Source organism: Natrarchaeobaculum sulfurireducens, from assembly GCF_003430825.1.
GTDB lineage: Archaea > Halobacteriota > Halobacteria > Halobacteriales > Natrialbaceae > Natrarchaeobaculum > Natrarchaeobaculum sulfurireducens.
In genome coordinates, this window is the sequence record NZ_CP024047.1 from 410593 (window position 1) to 430056 (window position 19464).

A 19464-nucleotide genomic window follows, 5' to 3' on the forward strand; every position below is an offset into this window, starting at 1 on the left:
GGATCGAACAAAACCTTTTGTGAGACGGAAGCTTCGCAGGTGACTAGCCGCGGAGGGCCCACGCGACGAGTACAACTGCGAGCAGCCCGGTAACGACCGCGAGGGCGGCGTACGCGGGATCCGTCACCGGCGCGTCGACGGCGGTCCATCGGTAGAGCGCGATCGTTCCGCCGGCGATCACGAGCCCCGAGAGCAGGGAGCCGCCGAGGTGGACGAACTCGGCCCGGACGGTGGTCGATCCAGCGCCGAGATCCCGGCGCATCCCGTCGCCGTACTCGCCGACGTCCCAGACGACGAACGCGCCGGCTGCCGTTGCGATGGCCAGTTCGACCCGGCCGACGACCGCGAGGCCAGCCGCCAGGAGGAGTATCGCTCCGGCCGCGAGCGCCGCACCGATCGCCCGTCGGGGAACGATGCGAAACGTGCGCAACCCGACGACGGCGAACGAAAGCGATGCCAGCGAGACCAGCCCGACGGCCAGCACTCCAGCCGCGAGCGCGAACGGCGGCACCGCTCCGGCGAGTGCGACGACCGACGCTGGCGCGACCCCGTCGAGCCCAGCTGCGGGGTCCGCCGCGAGTACGGGTTCCGCGAGCGCCCAGGCGAGTGCGACGGCGACGACCCCGCCGCCGAGCGCCGGTGCGACCAGCGTCGCGAAGACGCGGGCGGCGTCCCGGCGCAACGCCCGGCGAAGCCACTCGAGACCGGCGAACCCGACCGCGAGGCCGAGAACGAGACACAGCACGAGGCGAAGGCTCGAGGCGGTGATGAGGGCGGCGAGGCCCTCACCGAGAGGGGCGGGGACGACGGCCGCGAGGTCGCCCGGCGTCAGGAGCGTCGATTCCACCTGATCCGCGAGCGTCGGCACGACGACGGCCGCGAGTCCGATCACGACTGCGAGACGAACTGCGACGTCACATCCTCGTTCGAGCCCGTCGAGAGCTGCCGACACGCTCGCTCGCCGGTCTGGCGGCATGAATCGCTCGAGCGCGACGTAGTTCAGGCTGGTGCGAAGCCCGACGGCGGTCGCGAACAGTAACACGGCGAAGGAGCCGAGCGCCCACGGGCCGTCGGCGACGACGACGGCATTCCAGAGCCAGCCGGCGGCGTCGGCCGCGGCAACGCCCGCTCGCTCCCTGGCGGCTGACTCGGGGACGAGACGGAAGAGAGCGACGCCGACCACGCCGACTGCGGCGACCACTGTGCCGGTCGCTCCCCGGCGGACGCCGCCGTCCCCGAATCGCTCCCAGACGAACAGGCCGGCCGCGAAGGCGGCCACGAGCAGTGCCCAGACAGTCACTCCGGCGTACCGACCCACGCCACCGACGCGCACGAGGTCGGCGACGAGCACCGTCGGTGCCAGGACTAGCAGGGAAACGGGGACCGCGAGGACGCCGCCGACGCCCCGAACGACCGCCTGCTCGCTCGCAAGCAGGACGATCGCACCCGCTGCGGCCAGACCCGCAACGCTCGCGAGCACGGCGACCTGACTCCCAACGAGGACGGTACCGATCGTGATGCCGATCGAAAGCGCCAGCCCGATCGCCACGACTTCGCTCACGGTCGCTCGCTCGAGTGCAGCGCGTACCGACCGCAGTACCCGGGCAGGAAATCGTCTGACGCCGTCGAGTGCGCGCTCGCTGCTCGACGTTTCAGGCCGATCGACCGTCGGCGAGCGCGTCACGGTCGGCCACCTCCTCGCACGCCGGCTGCGCGGCCACGACGGACCAGCGTCCGAATCGTTCGCCGGAGATCGACCGACAGCGGCTCCTCGAGATTCCAGTCGACGACGGTCGCACCGAGTCCGCGGAGTTCGTCGATTCGGTTCGCCCGTCGCAGCCGGTCGATGCGGGCGCCGCTCGAAAACACCGGCGCGGCGACCCCGGTCGTCATGTCCGGCGAAACGACCGTTACAGCTCGCCCACGCCGTCGAAGTGTCTCGACGAACGCTACCGAACCCTCCTCGGAAAGCGGCGTACAGAACACCACCTGGGCACGGCTGGGGAGTCGCTGCTCGAGGTCGAGTGCGAACGTCCCGCCGTCGGTTCCGACCCGACGGGTCGACTCCGCACGCGCTGTTGTACTCGAGTGGGCCGTCCCGATCACGTCCTCGGCTCGCCGGCGCACGTCGCTCCCGGCTCCGGGCTCGACCCACCCTTCCCCGGAGACCGTCGCCACGCCAGTCCGGTTGCCGTTCTCGAGCGAGGCAACGACGCCACGCGAGGCGGCGTACAGCGTGAGGTCGAACGAGTCGGGGCCGCCGCCCGGCGGTTCGCGGTGGACGTCGTCGCGGTCGTCGAGGACGAAGACGATCGTCGCGGCACGTTCCTCGCGGTACTCGACCGTCGCGAGGTCTCCCGTCCGGGCGAACCGGTGCCAGTCGATGCGGTTGATCGGGTCGCCCCGTCGGTACTCGCGGGTCGCGAAGAACTCGACGCCGGTACCGCCGTCGTCGGTCGGCGTCGGGCCGACGAACTGGATCGTTTGCTCGTGGACGGGGACCGACTCGAGCAGCGTCTCACACGCAAATCTTCCCTCGCCGTCTGGTTCTCGTTGCGCAGTTGCAACGGTGGTCGCCGTGACGGACCGCAGCCGAACTGTCGCCGGTCCGAACGCGAACTCGCCTCGCGGCGGCGTCAGTTCGTACTCGTGGCTGACGGTTTCGCCGGGTCGAATCGACGTCGCGAACGCCGGCTCGCCCCCGGTTACGGGAACGCTTCCTGGCGGCTCGTCGACGACGCGTACGTCCGAGGCCACGTCGCCACCCTCGTTCGTCACCGAGAGCGTCACGGTCACGGACTGACCGGGCCGTACGCGCGCTTCGTCGAGCTGTCGCTCGAGCGTGAGGTCGGCCGCTGGCGTCGTGCTCACCTGGCCGACCAGGACGAACCCGAGTGCGACGACCGCGAGGAAAAAGAGGGCGGGAACCCCCAGCACGAGCGCCAGCAGACACGATGCCAGTGCGACCACGAGCGCCCCGTGCCAGCGCGCTTGTCGGGTCTGTGACGTCACGTCTCTCCCTCCCGGCGGTGTCGGCCCACCCGTCGTTCGCCCGGCGCTTTCGTTGTTGCTTCCGTCGTCGCCTCGAGCGCCTCAAGCTCATCGAGCGTCCGCTCGAGCGCCCGCGAGAACGGATCTCCCGGCCGAACGAGGTCGGCCAGCCAGACCCAAAGCGGCGTCGAGGGGCCCCTTTCGTCGGCGAGAAACGGACCCGCGCGCGGATCGTCAGTCCACGAACCGGTCTCGATCGCCCGGCGTGCCTCGTCTCGGGGACGCCCGGTCGTGTTCGCGTACGTTCTGGCCGCGACTGGCCGGAGCGTCTCGACGAGCGTTTTGCGGGCACCGTCTCTGACCGCTCGCGGTTCGTCGTCGTACGTCGTCGCGAGCGCGACGTACCGGTCGTACGGCTCCCCGACGACCGGATAGGTCGTGCTCTCGCTTCGGTGCTCGTTCCTGTCCTTTGGCTGCTCATCTCTCTCTCGAGACTGCTCTCTGACTCCGGTTCGGCTGCGATTTCGACTGCATCTGCTCGCGCTGTCCGTCGCTCCCGTCGCTGGCGTCGACCGGAGCGGTTCTACGGGCGGCCGACGGAGCTTGCCCGCGACGCCGACGAGCGCCGCGACCCCGAGTGTTCCGAGGATCGACGCCAGCACCACCGTTCGGGGCTCGAGCCCGCCCAGCGCCGACTCGAGCGCCGGAACCTGCTCGAGAAGCGTCGGCCGGAGGACAGCCGTCGTGCCGAGCGCCAGCGCCGCTCCGGCGAGCGCCACGGCGACGAGCAACTCCCGCGTCGACGGCGTCCGGCTCATTCGCGCTGGGCCTCCGATCCGTCGACGTCGACTGTCTTCTCCGGGTCAGCCGCGGTCTGTAGGCGCTCGTGGGCTGTTGTCGTCCGCTCGAGATACCGATCCGGATTCCGCTGGCCGTACTCGACGTCGCGGAACGAGTCGGTGATCGTCTCGACCGGTTCCGCCGGTGCCCCGGCTCGTTTCGCGCTGGCGGCGACATCCGACGGCGTGAGGGTTTCGACCCGTCGACGGTAGATCCCCGAGCGATCGACTACCGTCTCGAAGGCTGCCCGAATTCGCTCGCGTGCGACGTTCTCGGGCGTCTCCGATTCGAGGTCCCTGGATGCACTCTCGCCTGCAGCGCCCTCCGCTCCTGATAGTCCACGACGCGCTTGCATCCGTCCACGGAGGTTCGCGAGAACCCTGGCGAGTGTTGCCCGGACGAGCCCGGGGAGTTCGCGCACGGACTCGAGCCTGGCGAGAGCGGCGAGCCCCCGCTCGAGCGCCCGTGAGATAGCGACGACGACGTGCAAGACGACGGAGACGAGTCTTCCAGGAAGCGAGCGAACTGCGGCAACCGGGTTCGTCCGCGTGTAGAGGAGGTAACCGACCGCGAGAAGGCCGAGGACGACGGCCGCCGCGACGACGACGTCCGAGAGCCCTGGGACCGAATCCGTGATCGACGAGCCGTCCTCGCCCGCGGCGGCGGTACTCGTTTCGTTGTCGGAGTCGGTGTCTGTCGCCTCATGGTTGGTATCGGGATCCGTCGTTTCGTCGCCGCTATCAGCATCTGTTGCCTCGCCATCGGGGTCTGCTGTGTCTCCGTCGACGTTCGCGGCTTCGCCGTTGTCCGTCTCCGGGTCGGACGCTGTCACCTCGTCGCCATCGTCGGCCGTCTCAGCCGCCTCACCGTCGTCGATGCTCTCGCTATCGGACGTCTCGGCCGTGTCATCTCCGTCCTCGAGGCTCTCTCCTGTCGCGTCGCTCTCGCTTTCGACGGCGGCGGCGTCGGTGGCGTCGCTGTCCATCGCTTCGCCGTCCTCGCCTGTCCCCGCCGTGGCCTCCATTTCCCCGTCATCGAGCGCGTCGCCGTCCGTCTCGGCGTCGCCGGTTGCCCCATCCTCATCCGCGTCGGTGGTCGACTCGAGCGCGCCGTCGTCGGTCGCGTCTTCGCCTCCCGATGCGTCGACGCCATCCTCGTCACCGGTAGGGACACCATCGCCGGTTCGCTCGCTGTCGGTGTCGGCTGCCGGCGGTGTGTCGCTCGCTCCGCCGTCGCCCGCTCGCTCGTGGGTATCTTCGTCCGCGAGCAGGTCGCCGAACTCGCCACCTATTCCGCGATCGTCTCGGTCGTCGGCCGCTGACTCGGTGGCCGCCGCGGTTGCTGTGTCGTCGTCTCCTCCCAGCGCGCTAAGACCGCCCAGTGCACCGCCGACGAGTGCCTCGCCGGCGCTGGCGTCGGCAGACTCGAGCGTCTCTGCCCCAGTTGCGGAGTCTGCGAGGGCGTCTCCCTGCCGTTCGTCGTCAGGTCCTGGCTCGCTCGGTGTCCCATCACCGTCGACGTCGCCGTTGGGTCCGTCGGGATCGGATTCGTCGGCGGTCGATTCACCCGTTTCCGCCGGATCGGTCGTGTCTGCCGTCTCGGTTGCGCTACTCGTCTCAGCCGTATCACTCTCGACCGAACTCGACTCGAGCGCGTCGGAACCGATCATCGGGAAGGCGCTGGCTGCGAGTACCAATCCAGCGATCGCACAACCGATGGCAATGGCTGCGAGCAGCCGTCGACCGACGGGCCTTCGAGCCGCCATACTATGAGAATCGTACGAGAAACTGCCACTTACCTCTTGTTGCAGAACTGATGACTGTCCCAGACCGACGGCTCTCGCCTACCTGACTGTCCGTTCCGGGGCCGGGCTACGAACCCCAGAAGTTCTCGCGACTACCGAGCTCCGGCGGCCTGCGTGGACCGCCACTGTCCGTGCTGTCGCCTTCGTCGCCTTCACCATCTTCGTCGTCGGCCGCTTCGGCTTCCTCGTCGGACTCGAGCGGGAGGCGCTCGACTTCTTCGGCGCGTGCGTGGTTGTTGTGGACGCGGGTGATCTCGACGCGGGATCGGGCGTCGGGAAGGACGCCGTCGACCATGACGATGAAGCCGTCTTCGGTCCGGCCGACGCCAGCGCCGCTTTCGTGCATGTCGACGACGTCGACGATGACTTCCTCGCCGGCTTTGACTGGCTGCGTTTTCAGGTCCTCGATCGGCTGGTTGTAGTGGTTACACCACTCTTTCCCGCCGCGGTCACCGTAGTGTTGACACCCCATTCCTGCGATCTGCTCCGAAAAACTCGGACAGTCGTCGGCGAGCGGACAGTCTGCCATGACCTGTACTACCGGAGGCGTCGTTAAACCGTTTCCGTCTCACAGACGAGATCGGGGGTGTCAGCTACCGCTACTCGTTCCTGTTCCTGTTGACCTCGATCGCTCGGCCTGTAGCGCCACTCACGACCGGCGGCAAATGAACTGAACCAACCGCACCGGCCGTTCCGAAAAGGTTTACGGGAGGGAGGTCGGAGTGATTAAATGATGAAAATCCTCGTAACGGTCAAAGAAGTCGCGACCGTCGAAGACGAGTTCGAAATCGAGGGGACGGCGATCGCCGACCAGTACCTCGGTGCCGATCTCAACGAGTGGGACGATTACGCCGTCGAAGAAGCTGTCCAGCTTCAGGAAGCCGGTCTCGCCGACGAAGTCGTCACCGTCACCATCGGCCCGGAAGACTGCGAGCAGACCATCCGACAGGCGCTCGCAAAGGGGGCAGACCGCGCGATCCGCGTCTGGGACGACGCGCTCGAGGACGTCGATGTACTCGATGTCGGCGCGAAGACCGACATTCTCGAGGCCGTCGTCGAGGACGAAGACCCCGACCTGATCCTGACCGGTGTCCAGTCCGGTGACGATAGCTGGGGGGCAACCGGTGTTGCACTCGCCGAGGACCTCGGCTTCGAGTGGGCCGCCGTCGTCAACCACTTAGAACACGATCTCGAGGACGGCGTCGCCTCGGTCCGTCGTGAACTCGAGGGTGGTGTCGAGGAGCTTACTGACGTGGAGCTTCCGGCCGTCCTGACGATTCAGACGGGTATCAACGAACCACGCTACGCGAGCCTCCGCGGTATCCGTCAGGCTCAGCGCAAGCCGCTTGACGTCCAGGGACTGGGCGACCTCGGCGTTGACGCAGCGGCCGTCGAAGGCGCAGTCACGCTCACCGAGATGTACGAACCCGAAAGCGAAAGCGACGTCACCGTCTGGGAAGGCGGTGCCGAAGACACCGCCGGACAACTCGCTGAACTCCTCCGCGAGAAGGGGGTGGCACCATGACTTCCGTCCTGGCCATTACCGACCACCGACGCGGCGAGCTGCGAGATATCAGCTACGAGATCATCACCGCCGGCCGCGAACTCGCTGACGAAACCGGTGGCGACCTCCACCTCGCGGTCATCAGCGGCACCGTCGACGAGTTCGCCGAGAAGCTCGATCGTGACGGCGTCGACGCCATCCACACCGTCGACTACGGCGAGGAGTTCAACCACGGCGTCTACAGCCAGGCCGTTACTCAGCTTTACGACGAACTCGCACCCCAGTACGTGCTGGCGCCCAACAGCGTCAACGGCCTCGACTACGCACCCGCCGTCGCGAACGAACTCGACCTGCCGATCGTCACCGACGCTGTCGGCCTCGAGACCGACGGCGATACGCTCGCAGTCACCCGCGAGATGTTCGGGGGCAAAGTCGAAACGACGACCGAACTCGAAGGTGAGGCGATCGTTACGATCCGAAGCGCGGAGTGGCCTGTCGCCGAAGGGACCGGTGACGCCGCGATCGACGCCTTCGACGTCGAGATCGACGAGGGTGCGCTCGGCTCTACCGTCACCGGCTTCGAGGAAGTCGGCGGCGGCGACGTCGACATCAGCGAAGCGGACGTGCTCGTCTCGGTCGGCCGTGGGATCGAGGAAGAGGACAACATTCCGATCATCGAAGAACTCGCCGACGCACTCGACGCGACGGTCTCCTCGTCGCGCCCGATCGTCGACAACGGCTGGCTGCCCAAAAACCGGCAGGTCGGCCAGTCCGGGAAGGTCGTCACCCCCGATGTCTACATCGCGATCGGCATCTCCGGTGCGGTCCAGCACGTCGCCGGCATGAAGGGCTCCGATACGATCGTCGCGATCAACACGGACCCCAACGCGCCCATCATGGACATCGCCGACTACGCGATCCACGACGACCTCTTCGACGTTATTCCCGCACTGACCGAAGCGTTCCAGTAACTGATCTGCGAGCAATACGAACGGTTTTTTATCGATGTTTTCACACGGCAGACGCCGATAGCGCCCGTTGTTACCGTCTCGACGCACTCGAGGCGACCGTGGTGACGGCGACTCGAGCGGGACACGTTCGGTGGTGATCCGTTAGCTACTTTTCTACCCCCTCCTAAGCGCGGGTAATGCAACTTCTGGAGCGCCGTCGGGCGCTGGTCGAAGAGCGTCTCGTCGAGGTCATCGACGGGATCGAACCCGAGACGCTCAACGCGGAAGTTCGTCACGTCGTGCTTTCGGGGGGAAAACGCGTCAGGCCGGTGGTTACAGTTCTCGCCTGCGAGACGGTCGGTGGGACGGCCGAAGACGCGGTGGATTTCGGCGTCGGAATCGAACTCGTTCACACCGCGTCGCTGGTCGTCGACGACATCATCGATCGCTCGGAGCTCCGCCGTGGCACGCAGAGTGCGTGGGCCGAGTTCGGCCACGGGCCGGCGATCATCACCAGCGACGGGCTGCTCGGCGAGGCGTTCGCACTCTTCTCGACGGAGCCGGAAGCGACCCGCGTGGTCGCCGAATCGATGGTCGAACTCGGTATCGGCGAAGCCACCGAACTCTCGGCGAAGCCGTCCAACGAGGCGGAGTACATGACGCTCGCCAGGCGTAAAACCGGCGCGCTCTTTCGGGCCGCCGCGGAACTCGGTGCGATCGCGGCCGACTCCGATCCCGTCACCGTCGAAGCGCTCGGTGAGTACGCCGAACGGGTCGGCATCGCTTTCCAGATCAGAGACGACGTCCTCGACGCGGTCGCCGACGCGGAAGACCTCGGCAAACCGACGGGCCACGACGCGGCACTCGAGCGTCCCTCCGTCGTTCAGGTGACCGACCTCTCGCCGGAGGAGGCAAACGCCCGCGCTCGAGCGGAAGCACAGGGGGCGATCGACGCCTTAGAGCGGGTCGAAGTCGTCGATCAGGACGCGAAAGCGTATCTGCTGGAGCTGGCGGAGTTCGTCGTCGAGCGCGAGCGCTGAGGCCACTCGACTCCCTTCTGTGACGCTCAGATACTGTCGGCGTTTCGCGGACCGTCAGCTTCGGAGTCGTCGTACCATGACTCGACGACGGCGAACGCGAGCGTGCTCACGATTCCCAGTAGCGTCCCGGCAGTCAGTGCGGCGGCCAGGTAGCTGATTCCGACTTCGTCCAAAAAGAACGCACTCACTGCGTGGAGGACGATGGCGATCGAGAGGACGTAGAAAGGTGCGTTGAGGTAGCGCCACTCGAGCGTGCCCGCGATGTACTCGTCGGTGATCTGGCCGAGGCTGGTCGTGACGCCCGCGGCGGCGAGCCACTGGATCGAGCCGTAGACGAGCGCGGCAAGCATGACGGGAATGCCGACTTCACCGTGGGCCTCCTGAATGCTCTCGAGGGTGTTCATCCCGCTGACGCCACCCAGGACGAACAACGCAGCGGCGACGACGTAGGCGAGCAACGTCGTCCGGCCCGCATAGAGCAGACGCCGACCGCGTTCGACGGCCGAATCGAGCCGTTCTCCCAGGCCGAGCCCTCTCGAGATCAGATAGAGCCCGAGCAGGGCTGACGTAGTGCCGAGGACGAACCCCGGCATCTCGAGGGCGCTGCCGATCAGCGCGAGCGGGTAGATGAGCAGGAGAATGCCGAGGGGGATAAGCACGGTGCCTCGCGTCTCGGGGTCGTCGAGCACCTGCTTGATCGTGTAGTACATCGACTCGAGATTCTGCGCCTGGCGGACGACAACGCGGCGGACGCCGTCGATGGGGACTCGTGAGCGGATCACCGGGATGACGGACTCGTCCTGTGCGCCGTCCGTGATGACCAACGCAGTGACGTCCTCGGCCGTGGTGAGGCTTGCGAGCACGGTGTCGACCTCCTGGCCGACTTCCCGATTGGCCGCGACGTCGCCATTTTCGTTCCCGGTGACGACGGCGACTTCGACGCTTTCGTCGCGGGCGTCGAGGTCGTCGTAGATGTGGAGTCCCTGGAAGATGACGTTGACGTCGGAATCCTCTGGATCTGCAGTCGCGAGCGCGACGGCTGCCTCCTCGACCGTCTCGCGGCCGATGACCGGCGTCGAGAAGCCGGTCTTGCGGCCGAGGTCGTCGTCGAGGTCGACACAGAGGATCAGCAGCATCACTCCCTCGTTGACCGTCGCGGTATTTCCCTCTTCTGGGACTGACACATCATCTCGTGGTGAGAATCGCAACAGACGACGCCGACGACCGCCTCGATCGGAGACACGAGCACACTGATCTACTGATCCGGACGGCGGACTCGAGCACACTCGGTCACGGCCGATCCGTGCTGTCACCTGTGGATCGCTCGAGCGACTGCCGGTCCGTTTCGCACGGCTTTTGTGGGTCGGCCCAGTACGGACTGTCGAATGATCTCGAAGGGCTGTGAGCAGTGCGCGAAAGGCGGCAAGATGGTGCTGTTCGTCTACGGCTACTGCGACCAGCGCGACTGCTTTTACTGCCCGCTTGGCGAGAACCGCAAGAACGTCACCGACGTCTACGCCAACGAACGACTCGTCGAGGACGACGAGGACGTCATCACCGAGGCCAAGCATATGGACGCGTTGGGCACCTCGATCACCGGCGGTGAGCCCCAGGAGGCCCTCGAGCGGACCTGTCACTATCTCTCCCTGCTCAAAGACGAGTTCGGCGAGGACCATCACACCCACCTCTACACCGGCATCACGGGCGGCCGCGAGAATATGCGCCGGCTCTCGGAAGCCGGTCTGGACGAGATCCGTTTTCACCCGCCGCTCGAGCAGTGGGGCGACCTCCACGGCACCGAATGGGAAGAGATCCTCTATATCGCACGGGAGGAAGGGCTTACGCCTGCGTTCGAGATTCCGGGCATCCGCGCGGAACCGGAGTTCCTTGACTTCCTGGACGAGGGTGCGGCCGACTTCTGTAACGTCAACGAGTTCGAGATGTCCCACGGCAACTTCCGCCGGATGCAAGCGAAAGGCTACGAACTCAAAGAAGGCCATATGAGCGCCGTCGACAACGACCGCGAGGACATTCTCGAGGTGATGGGCGACCATCCGAACGTGTACTTCTGTACCTCGGTGTTCAAAGACGCCGCCCAGCACCGCCGACGCCTGAAACGGATGGCCAGAAACGTCCGCCGGGAGTTCGACGACGTCACCGACGACGGTACCCTCGTCTACGGAAAAACCTACACCGAGCCCGAACGCTTCGAGGAACTCGGCGTTCCCGAAGAGTTCTACACCGTCAAGTCGAGCCATCTCGAGGTCGCCTGGTGGCTGCTCGAGGAGATGATCGAGGAAGGCGACGTCGACGACGGTGAAATCGTCGAACAGTATCCGAGTTACGATGGCCAGGTAGTCGAGCGAACGCCGTTGGCGTAGGGGCTTGACCCGCCCGAACGTAGTGAGCGCGGCTTTTTGCTGGAGAGTTTTGCGCGAGTGATGAGCGAGCGCTGACCTCGAGCCCGTCGATTCTGGCTCAGTCCCTGAGCCGGGGGTTCCGTGGTACAATTCTACGAACGTACCAGAACGTCGAATACCCGTCCGCGCTATTTCCTATGTGATCTGTCCACGCGTTGGACGGATCGTGCCGCCGGGACGATCACCGATGTACGCTCGCGTGCACCTGGGGGTTGATCGTGGGTCCAACTGCAGCATCCCGGCGGTTTCTGCTTTCGGAATCGAGTCACTAGGGTATCACTTATGGCTAAGTACGACGAGTGAGAGCACCATGATGCACCGAACGGTGCGTCGTATGCGGGGAATCCGAAACCACCTACCGTTCCCCGCATACTGCTTTCATTGCGGAAGCGCGCGATTCTTCGAGTTGCGTCAGTGAACCAGTATCGGCTGCTCCTCGAGCGACAGCGTTCGTCACACCCAGACGGCCGTGGGGTCCCACAGATCGACTCATACGCGAGCGACCACGTCGAGGTGATGGGCGACGAAGACGAGGTCGCCACGGTCGAGCTGTGTCCGACGGGTCTCGAGCCACTGGTCGCGTGTGCTCGGCTCCAGTATCGACGGCGGATAGTCGGCCAGTGCACCCTCGATCGTCTCGAGGACGTGTTCGACGACGGTGGCTTCGTCATCCGGATAGTGGCCGTCGCGTGAGTGAACGAGCCAGTCCGAGCCACCGGCTGCCACGACGTCGAAGCCGCATTTGGGGGCGGCCTCGAGGAGCTCCCGGCCGGCGCGACTGGACCCGGGCTGGTCGCGGATCTCGTCCATGTGTCGGTGGTAGTGTCGTTCGATCCGCCCGTCGAGCGGGTGCGCTGGAGCGAATCTCGTTCCGCCGTCGAACGTGATGGGGGCGTAGAGCACGCCGCCGTCGCGAAGTAGCCCCCGAACGCGCGCCAGCGTGGACTCGAGGTCGACCAGGTCGAAGACGGCGGCCCCGATCACGGCATCGGCGTCGTCGTCGAGGGCGAAGCCGTCGGCTACCTCGAGCGTAACCTCCAGGTGCGTCTCGGTACCCCCGTCGACTCGGCTGGCGACGAGTCCCTCGCCGTAGCTCTCGACGTCGTATCCTGCGTCCTCGAGCCAGTGGGGGAGACGCTCGTGGGCGGCCGTCACGCACGACGAATCGAGGTCGACGGCGCGATACGAGACGGCTTCAGGGAGTGATTCCCACGCGGCGAGTCGGGAGATCATCGACCCGACGCCAGCGCCGACCTCGACGATCCGGACGGGGTCGTCACGGTTCCGGTCCGGGAGCGCGTCAACGAACCGATCCCAGACCCGTCGGTCGAGCGCCCGGTCGTCGATCGTTCGTTTGGCCGTCAGGTAGTCGACTTTCGTGGTCACGGTCGTCCCTCTGGAAGACAGTCGGCCTCAAAGCGGCCGTTCATGGTTCACCGTCGCGATGTCATCTTCGTCGATTCGAATCACGAGTTCGGTCGCCGTTGCCGGCTCGAGACGTTCGAGTAGGCGATCTCCGACGGTTCTTGCGAGCCGTTCGGCGCTCGGATTTCGACCCTCGAGCGCGGGAAGTTCGTTGAGCGTGCGATCCCGGAGCGAGTCTACGACGGCCTCGAGCGCGTCGATCACGGCGTCGATGTCGACGAGGTAGCCGTACTCATCGAGGTCGGGGCCGCGAAACGTGGCTTCGACCGTATACTGGTGTGAGTGTAAGGTCCCCTCCGGACCCGGGTTCGGAACCGTCAGGTAGTGCTGGGCGACAAACGTCCGAGAGACCGACACCGCGTACATATCTCGAGAGTGGCCGTGAAATCACTTAACTCCCGTCGGTGGTGACAGGAGAGGCGGCCGTTGTCGGTGGTCGATCGACCGACGGTGGTCATGTCCAGCGGTCCACTAGTCGGCCCGTGGTTCGAGTCGATCGGAGACGACCAGCCAGTCCCGACCGAATTGCAGGAGAAACGGAACCAGCACGGCCGCAGTGATCAACCACGATCCCGTCCGGCCGGGAACCGGCAGGAGGGCGAGCCAGATGGCGGCCATCGCGAGTGCGCCGAAGAACCGACGGGCCTGGCTCCGGTCGAGCCCCCGGACGGGTCGCCCGCGTCGACGTCTGCTGGCGATCCCGGCAACGAAGACGTACCGTGCCAGGCCGACGGCGAGAAACGCCAGGGGGGCGACCCCGTACAGGACGACGATCGAGGCGCCACAGAGAACCGTGAGCGCGTCGATTTCGGTGTCCAACCGGGCGCCGAACTCGGTGACCGAGTCCGTTCGCCGGGCGACAACGCCGTCGATGGCGTCGAGGCCGGCCGCAATTGCGAACAGCGCTCCGGGAACCCAGACGAGCGTCCCCGTCGAGGGATCGACGAACACGAACCCGGCGAGCAACGCGAGGGCGCTCCCTCGAGCGATCGTGATCCACGTCGCGAGCGTCAGTGGTTGTGGTCCGGCCTCGACTCGAGCCAGGACGAGCGTTCGCCGGACGACCACGAACTGGATCGCGAGGACTGCAAGCGTCCCCAACAGGAATCGGGCCGTCGGCCCGCCGTCCCAGATGACCGCGAGTGCGGTCAGCCCGATACCCGCGAAAACGACGTTTCCGACGGTCGCACGCGACACCCGTCCACGCATCGACGGCAGGTCGGTCGTCCTCGAGCGTTCGATCACGGTCGCGTCCTCACGTCCGTGTCCCGTGCCGTCATGCTGAATAGATCACCTGTCGTACGTGAGCAGTACCTGAAGTGCCGACTCCGGGCTGGCGTCGAGTCGTTCGTACGCAGCCTGGGCCTCCCAGAACGGAACGTGGTGTGTGATGAGTTCGTCGACGTCGAGTCGCTGGAGCCACTCGAGTGCGGTCTCGAGGCGACGATCGGTGTCCCATCGGCCACAGAGTGCGGGATCGATGGTGCTGACCTGACTCGAACGCAGGTCGATACGGTCGCGGTGGTATCGTCCGCCAAGTTCGAGTGGGGCGCGTTTGGTGCCGTACCAGGAGCCGACGACGACCCGCGAGTCGTAGCCGACGGCTCCGATGGCGTCGTCGAGTGCCGTCGGGTCGCCGGACAGTTCGATCGCGACGTCCGCGTCGTCGACTTCGGCATCGATCTCCTCGGGTGGAACCGCTCGGTCGGCACCGAACGCGAGCGCGAGTTCTCGTCGAGACTCGAGGGGTTCGACCGCGACGAGTCGCTCGAGCGGAAACGACGCGAGCAATCCGATCACACAGAGGCCGATGACACCGGCTCCGAAGACGACGACCTGCTCGCCGAGCCGCGGATGGGCGTCGAGGACGAGGTTCGTCGCGGTTTCGACGGAAGGAAGCAACCCGGCAGCCGTCGGCTCGAGCGGCTCGGGGACGGGCACGAGCGCGTCGGGTTGCGCGGTGAACCGCGTCTGGTGGGGGACGAACGAGAAGACGGTGCGTCCTCGCCACGTGTCGTCGACGCCATGGCCGGTGTCGACGACCTCGCCGACGGCCGCGTAGCCGTACGTCGTCGGGTACGAGAGGTCGCCTTTGAGGGCGTCGATCGTCTCGTCGGCGACGAGATCAGCGGGAATCTCGTCCCGATAAACGAGCAGTTCGGTCCCGGCACTGATTGCGGAGACCTGCGTCTCGACGCGTACCTCCCCACGGTCGGGCGAGGGGACGTCAATCGGTCGCGTCTCGACGGTTCGCGGGCCAGTGAAATGCAGTGCAGCGTCGTCCATTGTTGTGTTTTCGTGTCCGTCGCACGGGCCCGTCCTCGACATCCTGAACGGTCGGGTACGCCAAACCGATCGGCACGCTGAACCCGATGGTCAGCCGAAACTGGCGGCCGACCGGACTCTTGTTATTCATTTGGCGATAGAATATAATAGCTTACTGCTACCTATGCTGGCTTCGAGGTGTCTCCCGGCGACCGGGGTTTCCGGTGAGCGGGCGAACGGGGTCAGTCGATTTCAGTGGGATCGACTTCAGGCAGCGTGATGAGGTTTTCGCGGCCGATCCGAAGTTTCTCGATCTCGTCGTCGTCGTCCATCTGTGAGAGCAACTGCGAGACCTTGGCGTTCGACCAGCCGGTCTCTTTGACGATGTTCGCCTGTTTCATCCGACCGCCGTTCTGTCTGAGTAGCCGGTGAACGCGCTCTTCGTCGCTCAGCAGTTCGAGGTCGACGTCGTCGGCTGCTTCGTCGAACTCGATCTGGGTACCCGTCGCCGGCGATTGAGCGGACTCCACTTCGTCCTTCGAACGGGGTGTCGTCGGTTCTGCGCCGTCGTCGACAGCGCGCTCGCTTCCCCCGCTGGTCGGTAGCCGCTCGAGCGGGCTCTCACCGTCGTACGCCCGACGGAGATAGCGATACAGAACGTATCCGCCAGCGCCGAGAATCAGTCCGACGACGCCGGCGAGGATCCACCACGAGCCGACCGATGTCGGGCTGGCACCGCGGAGGAAGACGATCTCGAGGTCGCCAGCTTCGAACTGGTGTGGGCCGTCCCAGGTGAGCGTCGTGGGGGTCTCGAGGCCGTAGCCCGGCGGCGTTTCGACGACGAGTCGCTGCCCGTCGGCGAGCCCGGGGAACCAGGTTTCGTCTTCGCCGGGCGTCTCAAACGCGTCGCCGAAGTAGATTCGGTCATCGTCGTCGGTCGCGAAGTTCGTCCAGGTGAACGAGTATGAGATGACGCCGACCTGGACCTGATCTTCGTCGTCGATTTCGTCAGCATCCTCGTCGTCGGGCGCGTCGAGTCGGGGGTCGTCCCAGCCGGCGTTCTGGATCGTCATCTCGCGGTCGGTCGCTTCCGACGCAACGGCGGCGCTCGCTTCGAACGTCTGGACGTCGTAGCCAACGTCACGGTCGCCGCTGACGACTGCCTCGGCGAACTCCTCGAATAGGGCTTCGTCCTCGTCGTCGGTCACGAGAAAGTGACTTTCGATCGTCCAGTGGGCGTCACCGTCCTCGGCGACTTCGATCCGTATCTCCTGTTTCGGTTCCGCGGGCTCGAGCGCCGTTCCGTTCGCCGTGGCGGACGACGTCAAGTGCTGGCCCTCCTGGCTGGTCGACTGGAATGAGGGCGACTCCGAGAGGTGTCGGTCGACGGTCGGTGAGTCCGGTTCGGACTCGAACGCAGTCGCGGGCGTTGCGACTACCGTTCCCAGCGTGGAGGCGACGAGGAGGGCTGTCAGGGCAAGCGTTACGGCGGAGGATATCCGCATGCGTACCATCAGGGTGGTTGCCCGGAGGAAAAAACACTTTCCATCCGAAAATAAAACGTTACTGACGGTCCTGAAGGGTCTCGACCGCCGAGATTCGTTCGTTTCGATCAGACAAGTGCGACCGGCTTTTATATCAGGAGGCCGTACGATGGGTCGATGAACGACGCGTTGCCGCCCCTCCTCGCGTTGGTCCTCGTCCTCTCGCTCCCCGCGACCGCCCTCGCAGCGGCCGATTACCAAGGCGAAAACGACGTCGACTCCAGCATGACCTTCCATGACGGTGTTGCAGGTCAGGTGTCTCCGGTTGACGTCGACGAGACGACCAACCGGCTCCCACTCTTAGACCCTGTCGAGTACGACTACGCAACCCGCGGCCCCGACCTCGGTGCAACCCTCGCCGGTACGGACGACGAACTCCGGATCGACCACTCCCAGTACGTCCTCGTCGATCGCGAGTTCGATGAGGCAGACGACGGCGAACGCGCTGAGATGCTCGAGGACGCCCATGATGCCCTCCAGGACCACATCCGAGACCTCGACGAACGCGAGCGAGATGTCGTTCGAGAACACGCCACCGGCGAGCGCTCAGACGACGACCTCGTCGAGACAGTGTTGGGTAACTACTACGAAGCCACGAAACTGCTCGACGTTCTCAACCACCTCGACGACCGGGCTGACGAGGTCCCTGGGTACTCGCTGTCGTCGAGTCAGGTGCGAGAGGATCGGCGAGCGATCGAAGCTCACCAGTCACCGATCAAGTCAGATATCGCAGCGGCCGCCGAGGAGTTCGATTCGACCGACCGATTCGAGTTTCTGATCCAGACGTCCCATGACGGGTATCGGCTGTCGACGATCGACGGACAGACGTACGTGTTCGAAACGACACGGTTCGATAACTACGATCCGGATACCCCCGACCAGTTTGCCGACCAGAACCAAACTGGCCTCGACTACGCGGAGGAGCTGTACCCGTGGGCTGCAAGCGAGGGATCGCCGGATTACACCCAGGCCGGAAGCATCCACGACGTTCGGTTCACGGACAACGACTTCGACGTCCGGATGTTCATCGACGGCGGAAGCGGAGAAGTCTACCGAGAGTACCAGGAACTGTCGATAGATCGTCTCCCCATCGTCGAAGAGTGGACCGTCGATGACGATGGCCTCGAGCTATCGATCCAGGCGACGCCGGCCGACGGGCCAGTCGAGGCGACCGTCACCGACGCTGAAACCGGCGAACCGGAGCAAGCGACGATCTTCGTCGACGACCACGAACTCGGTGTAACGGACGAGGACGGCATACACTGGTTCGTCCCACCGATGGGTGAGTACGAGCTGACGGCCGAAACCGAAACCGAGAGCGTGACCACCACGATCGACCTCGGCGGCTGACTGGCTTCGCTCTCGAGGCCTCTTCCTTTCTCTTATCGCCGGACGTTTATATCCGAAGCCGCAGCCAGAACGGCTGTGCCCCGTCCCGGACAGCCACTCGAGTCAGACTCCCGTCGTTGGCTCTGTGAGCGCGGGCTCAGTCCGCTCGTCGGTGTCCTCGTGCTGGTCGCGATCACGGTCGCGCTGGCCGTCGTGGTCGCCGCGGGTGCTGCCTCGCTGTCCGTCGGTTCTGCACCACCAACCGCAGCGTTCGACCTCCAAGCCGACGGTGAGTCGGGCGAGATTGCGATCGACCACGTTGCCGGCGACGTGATCGACGTTGGGTCGCTTTCCGTGTCCGTCTCGGTCGACGAAACTGACCTGGCTATGCAGCCGCCGGTCCCGTTCGTCGGCGCGGATGGGTTCGATGGTACGCCGGACGGGGCGTTCAACGCTGAGGCCGACCCGACGTGGCGAACCGGCGAACGGGTTTCGGTCACCGTCGCCGAGACGAACGAGCCGACGCTCGAGTCCGGCGACGCCGTGACCGTCACGCTCAGCGTTGACGACGTGCGGGTGACGACGCTCGAAACCACGGCACAGTGAGAACAGTACGCAGAACACTCCGTCGGACGAACTGGTCGGCTATTCCGGAGCGCGAGCGATGGTCGTGATCGCGACCTCGGGTTCGTAGGACGGTCCCTGGAACAGGTGTTTGACGTCCTCGAAGCCAGCGGTCTTGAACATCCGATCGGCCTCGTACTCGTCGTAAAAGAGCATTATCGCGTCGGCCAGTGTCTGTGTCACCAGGCTGTCGGGGTAGTTCGGACCGACGACGAGTACCTGTCCGCCGGGTTTGAGCACGCGTCGGAACTCCCGCAACGCGAGAATCGGGTTCGGCCAGTACTCGATCGAGCCCGAAGACCAGACGACGTCGAACGTGTCCGTCGCGAACGGGAGCCGTTCGGCGTCCCCACGGTGGAAGTGCACCGGCGGTGCCTGTTTGCCGAACTTGTCGTACGCCCGCTCGAGTTGGTGTTCGCTCTGATCGATGGCGTACACCTCGTCGACGTGCTCGAGCAGCCCTTCGGTGGCGAAGCCGGTGCCACAGCCGACGTCGAGTACCGTCATCTCGGGCTCGAACTCGAGCAATTCGAGTGCCTCGGTTCGCATCTCCTCGTTCCAGATGTAGGGATTGATCTCGTCGTAGATCTTCGAGAGGTACTTGTAGAACAACCGAGCTCGAGCCTTGTTCTCCAGAATTCCCATCAGGTGAACCTTTCGGTTCGAGGGAGAAAGGTCTACTGTTCCGGATGGCCGACGGACGGCTATGACGGCGGTCTCGCGAGCGG

General features: G+C 65.4%; 18 protein-coding genes. 6 read left to right on the forward strand and 12 right to left on the reverse strand.

What is annotated here, in order from left to right:
* Positions 1 to 43: 43 nt before the first annotated feature.
* From AArc1_RS03285 to AArc1_RS03305, 5 genes are all read right to left on the reverse strand, one after another.
* Positions 44 to 1684: a DUF7519 family protein gene (locus AArc1_RS03285; protein ID WP_117362893.1), complete on the reverse strand. Its 1641-nt coding sequence runs from the start codon at positions 1682 to 1684 to the stop codon at positions 44 to 46.
* On the reverse strand, positions 1681 to 3012 hold the full coding sequence (locus AArc1_RS03290; protein ID WP_117362894.1) for a DUF58 domain-containing protein: 1332 nt from the start codon (positions 3010 to 3012) through the stop codon (positions 1681 to 1683). Before AArc1_RS03290 ends, AArc1_RS03285 begins: the two co-directional genes overlap by 4 nt.
* A complete protein-coding gene (locus tag AArc1_RS03295) occupies positions 3009 to 3809 on the reverse strand; it encodes a DUF7269 family protein (RefSeq protein WP_117362895.1) in 801 nt (266 codons plus the stop codon). Before AArc1_RS03295 ends, AArc1_RS03290 begins: the two co-directional genes overlap by 4 nt.
* Positions 3806 to 5596 (reverse strand): DUF4129 domain-containing protein, encoded by a 1791-nt coding sequence (locus AArc1_RS03300; protein WP_117362896.1) that lies wholly within the window; start codon positions 5594 to 5596, stop codon positions 3806 to 3808. Before AArc1_RS03300 ends, AArc1_RS03295 begins: the two co-directional genes overlap by 4 nt.
* 106 nt (positions 5597 to 5702) lie before the next feature.
* On the reverse strand, positions 5703 to 6164 hold the full coding sequence (locus tag AArc1_RS03305) for a TRAM domain-containing protein (RefSeq protein WP_117362897.1): 462 nt from the start codon (positions 6162 to 6164) through the stop codon (positions 5703 to 5705).
* A 204-nt stretch (positions 6165 to 6368) separates the two neighbouring features.
* Between AArc1_RS03305 and AArc1_RS03310 the strand changes: the two genes are divergently transcribed.
* From AArc1_RS03310 to AArc1_RS03320, 3 genes are all read left to right on the forward strand, one after another.
* Positions 6369 to 7160, forward strand: a complete 792-nt coding sequence (locus AArc1_RS03310; RefSeq protein ID WP_117365762.1) for an electron transfer flavoprotein subunit beta/FixA family protein — start codon at positions 6369 to 6371, stop codon at positions 7158 to 7160.
* The gene (locus tag AArc1_RS03315; protein ID WP_117362898.1) at positions 7157 to 8110 is read left to right on the forward strand and encodes an electron transfer flavoprotein subunit alpha/FixB family protein; all 954 of its coding nucleotides are present in this window, start codon (positions 7157 to 7159) and stop codon (positions 8108 to 8110) included. The genes AArc1_RS03310 and AArc1_RS03315 overlap by 4 nt, the downstream gene beginning before the upstream one ends.
* Positions 8111 to 8286: 176 nt before the next feature.
* Positions 8287 to 9129 carry a polyprenyl synthetase family protein gene (locus AArc1_RS03320; protein ID WP_117362899.1) on the forward strand — a complete coding sequence of 281 codons (843 nt, stop codon included), beginning with the start codon at positions 8287 to 8289 and terminating at the stop codon, positions 9127 to 9129.
* Positions 9130 to 9155: 26 nt separating this feature from the next.
* Here AArc1_RS03320 and AArc1_RS03325 read toward each other — a convergent pair whose 3' ends face one another.
* Positions 9156 to 10265, reverse strand: a complete 1110-nt coding sequence (locus tag AArc1_RS03325; protein WP_117365763.1) for a DUF373 family protein — start codon at positions 10263 to 10265, stop codon at positions 9156 to 9158.
* A 249-nt stretch (positions 10266 to 10514) separates the two neighbouring features.
* Here AArc1_RS03325 and AArc1_RS03330 point away from each other — a divergent pair, with 249 nt between their 5' ends.
* Positions 10515 to 11510 carry a radical SAM protein gene (locus AArc1_RS03330; protein ID WP_117362900.1) on the forward strand — a complete coding sequence of 332 codons (996 nt, stop codon included), beginning with the start codon at positions 10515 to 10517 and terminating at the stop codon, positions 11508 to 11510.
* 528 nt (positions 11511 to 12038) lie between these two features.
* On the opposite strand, the gene AArc1_RS03335 is transcribed toward AArc1_RS03330, so the two are convergent.
* From AArc1_RS03335 to AArc1_RS03355, 5 genes are all read right to left on the reverse strand, one after another.
* Entirely contained in the window at positions 12039 to 12935 is an 897-nt protein-coding gene (locus AArc1_RS03335) for a class I SAM-dependent methyltransferase (RefSeq protein WP_117362901.1), read from the reverse strand.
* 27 nt (positions 12936 to 12962) lie between these two features.
* On the reverse strand, positions 12963 to 13340 hold the full coding sequence (locus tag AArc1_RS03340; RefSeq protein ID WP_117362902.1) for a 6-pyruvoyl trahydropterin synthase family protein: 378 nt from the start codon (positions 13338 to 13340) through the stop codon (positions 12963 to 12965).
* 105 nt (positions 13341 to 13445) lie between these two features.
* Positions 13446 to 14219 (reverse strand): CDP-alcohol phosphatidyltransferase family protein, encoded by a 774-nt coding sequence (locus AArc1_RS03345; RefSeq protein WP_228442380.1) that lies wholly within the window; start codon positions 14217 to 14219, stop codon positions 13446 to 13448.
* A gap of 45 nt (positions 14220 to 14264) precedes the next feature.
* On the reverse strand, positions 14265 to 15260 hold the full coding sequence (locus AArc1_RS03350) for a zinc-dependent alcohol dehydrogenase (RefSeq protein WP_117362904.1): 996 nt from the start codon (positions 15258 to 15260) through the stop codon (positions 14265 to 14267).
* 221 nt (positions 15261 to 15481) lie between these two features.
* The gene (locus AArc1_RS03355; RefSeq protein ID WP_186336641.1) at positions 15482 to 16744 is read right to left on the reverse strand and encodes a helix-turn-helix transcriptional regulator; all 1263 of its coding nucleotides are present in this window, start codon (positions 16742 to 16744) and stop codon (positions 15482 to 15484) included.
* Between the two features lie 156 nt (positions 16745 to 16900).
* Here AArc1_RS03355 and AArc1_RS03360 point away from each other — a divergent pair, with 156 nt between their 5' ends.
* Positions 16901 to 18133 (forward strand): DUF7096 domain-containing protein, encoded by a 1233-nt coding sequence (locus AArc1_RS03360; RefSeq protein WP_117362906.1) that lies wholly within the window; start codon positions 16901 to 16903, stop codon positions 18131 to 18133.
* A gap of 75 nt (positions 18134 to 18208) precedes the next feature.
* Positions 18209 to 18718 (forward strand): type IV pilin, encoded by a 510-nt coding sequence (locus AArc1_RS03365; RefSeq protein ID WP_186336642.1) that lies wholly within the window; start codon positions 18209 to 18211, stop codon positions 18716 to 18718.
* 39 nt (positions 18719 to 18757) lie between these two features.
* On the opposite strand, the gene AArc1_RS03370 is transcribed toward AArc1_RS03365, so the two are convergent.
* Positions 18758 to 19381: a methyltransferase domain-containing protein gene (locus AArc1_RS03370; RefSeq protein WP_117362909.1), complete on the reverse strand. Its 624-nt coding sequence runs from the start codon at positions 19379 to 19381 to the stop codon at positions 18758 to 18760.
* Positions 19382 to 19464 lie beyond the last annotated feature (83 nt).

Bases quoted from the DNA above. Each gene is read 5' to 3' on its own strand.
- AArc1_RS03295 (WP_117362895.1), bottom strand. From the start codon at position 3,809: ATGAGCCGGACGCCGTCGACGCGGGAGTTGCTCGTCGCCGTGGCGCTC.
- AArc1_RS03300 (WP_117362896.1), bottom strand. From the start codon at position 5,596: ATGGCGGCTCGAAGGCCCGTCGGTCGACGGCTGCTCGCAGCCATTGCC.
- AArc1_RS03305 (WP_117362897.1), bottom strand. From the start codon at position 6,164: ATGGCAGACTGTCCGCTCGCCGACGACTGTCCGAGTTTTTCGGAGCAG.
- AArc1_RS03310 (WP_117365762.1), top strand. From the start codon at position 6,369: ATGAAAATCCTCGTAACGGTCAAAGAAGTCGCGACCGTCGAAGACGAG.
- AArc1_RS03315 (WP_117362898.1), top strand. From the start codon at position 7,157: ATGACTTCCGTCCTGGCCATTACCGACCACCGACGCGGCGAGCTGCGA.
- AArc1_RS03320 (WP_117362899.1), top strand. From the start codon at position 8,287: ATGCAACTTCTGGAGCGCCGTCGGGCGCTGGTCGAAGAGCGTCTCGTC.
- AArc1_RS03325 (WP_117365763.1), bottom strand. From the start codon at position 10,265: ATGCTGCTGATCCTCTGTGTCGACCTCGACGACGACCTCGGCCGCAAG.
- AArc1_RS03330 (WP_117362900.1), top strand. From the start codon at position 10,515: ATGATCTCGAAGGGCTGTGAGCAGTGCGCGAAAGGCGGCAAGATGGTG.
- AArc1_RS03340 (WP_117362902.1), bottom strand. From the start codon at position 13,340: ATGTACGCGGTGTCGGTCTCTCGGACGTTTGTCGCCCAGCACTACCTG.
- AArc1_RS03350 (WP_117362904.1), bottom strand. From the start codon at position 15,260: ATGGACGACGCTGCACTGCATTTCACTGGCCCGCGAACCGTCGAGACG.
- AArc1_RS03355 (WP_186336641.1), bottom strand. From the start codon at position 16,744: ATGCGGATATCCTCCGCCGTAACGCTTGCCCTGACAGCCCTCCTCGTC.
- AArc1_RS03360 (WP_117362906.1), top strand. From the start codon at position 16,901: ATGAACGACGCGTTGCCGCCCCTCCTCGCGTTGGTCCTCGTCCTCTCG.
- AArc1_RS03370 (WP_117362909.1), bottom strand. From the start codon at position 19,381: ATGGGAATTCTGGAGAACAAGGCTCGAGCTCGGTTGTTCTACAAGTAC.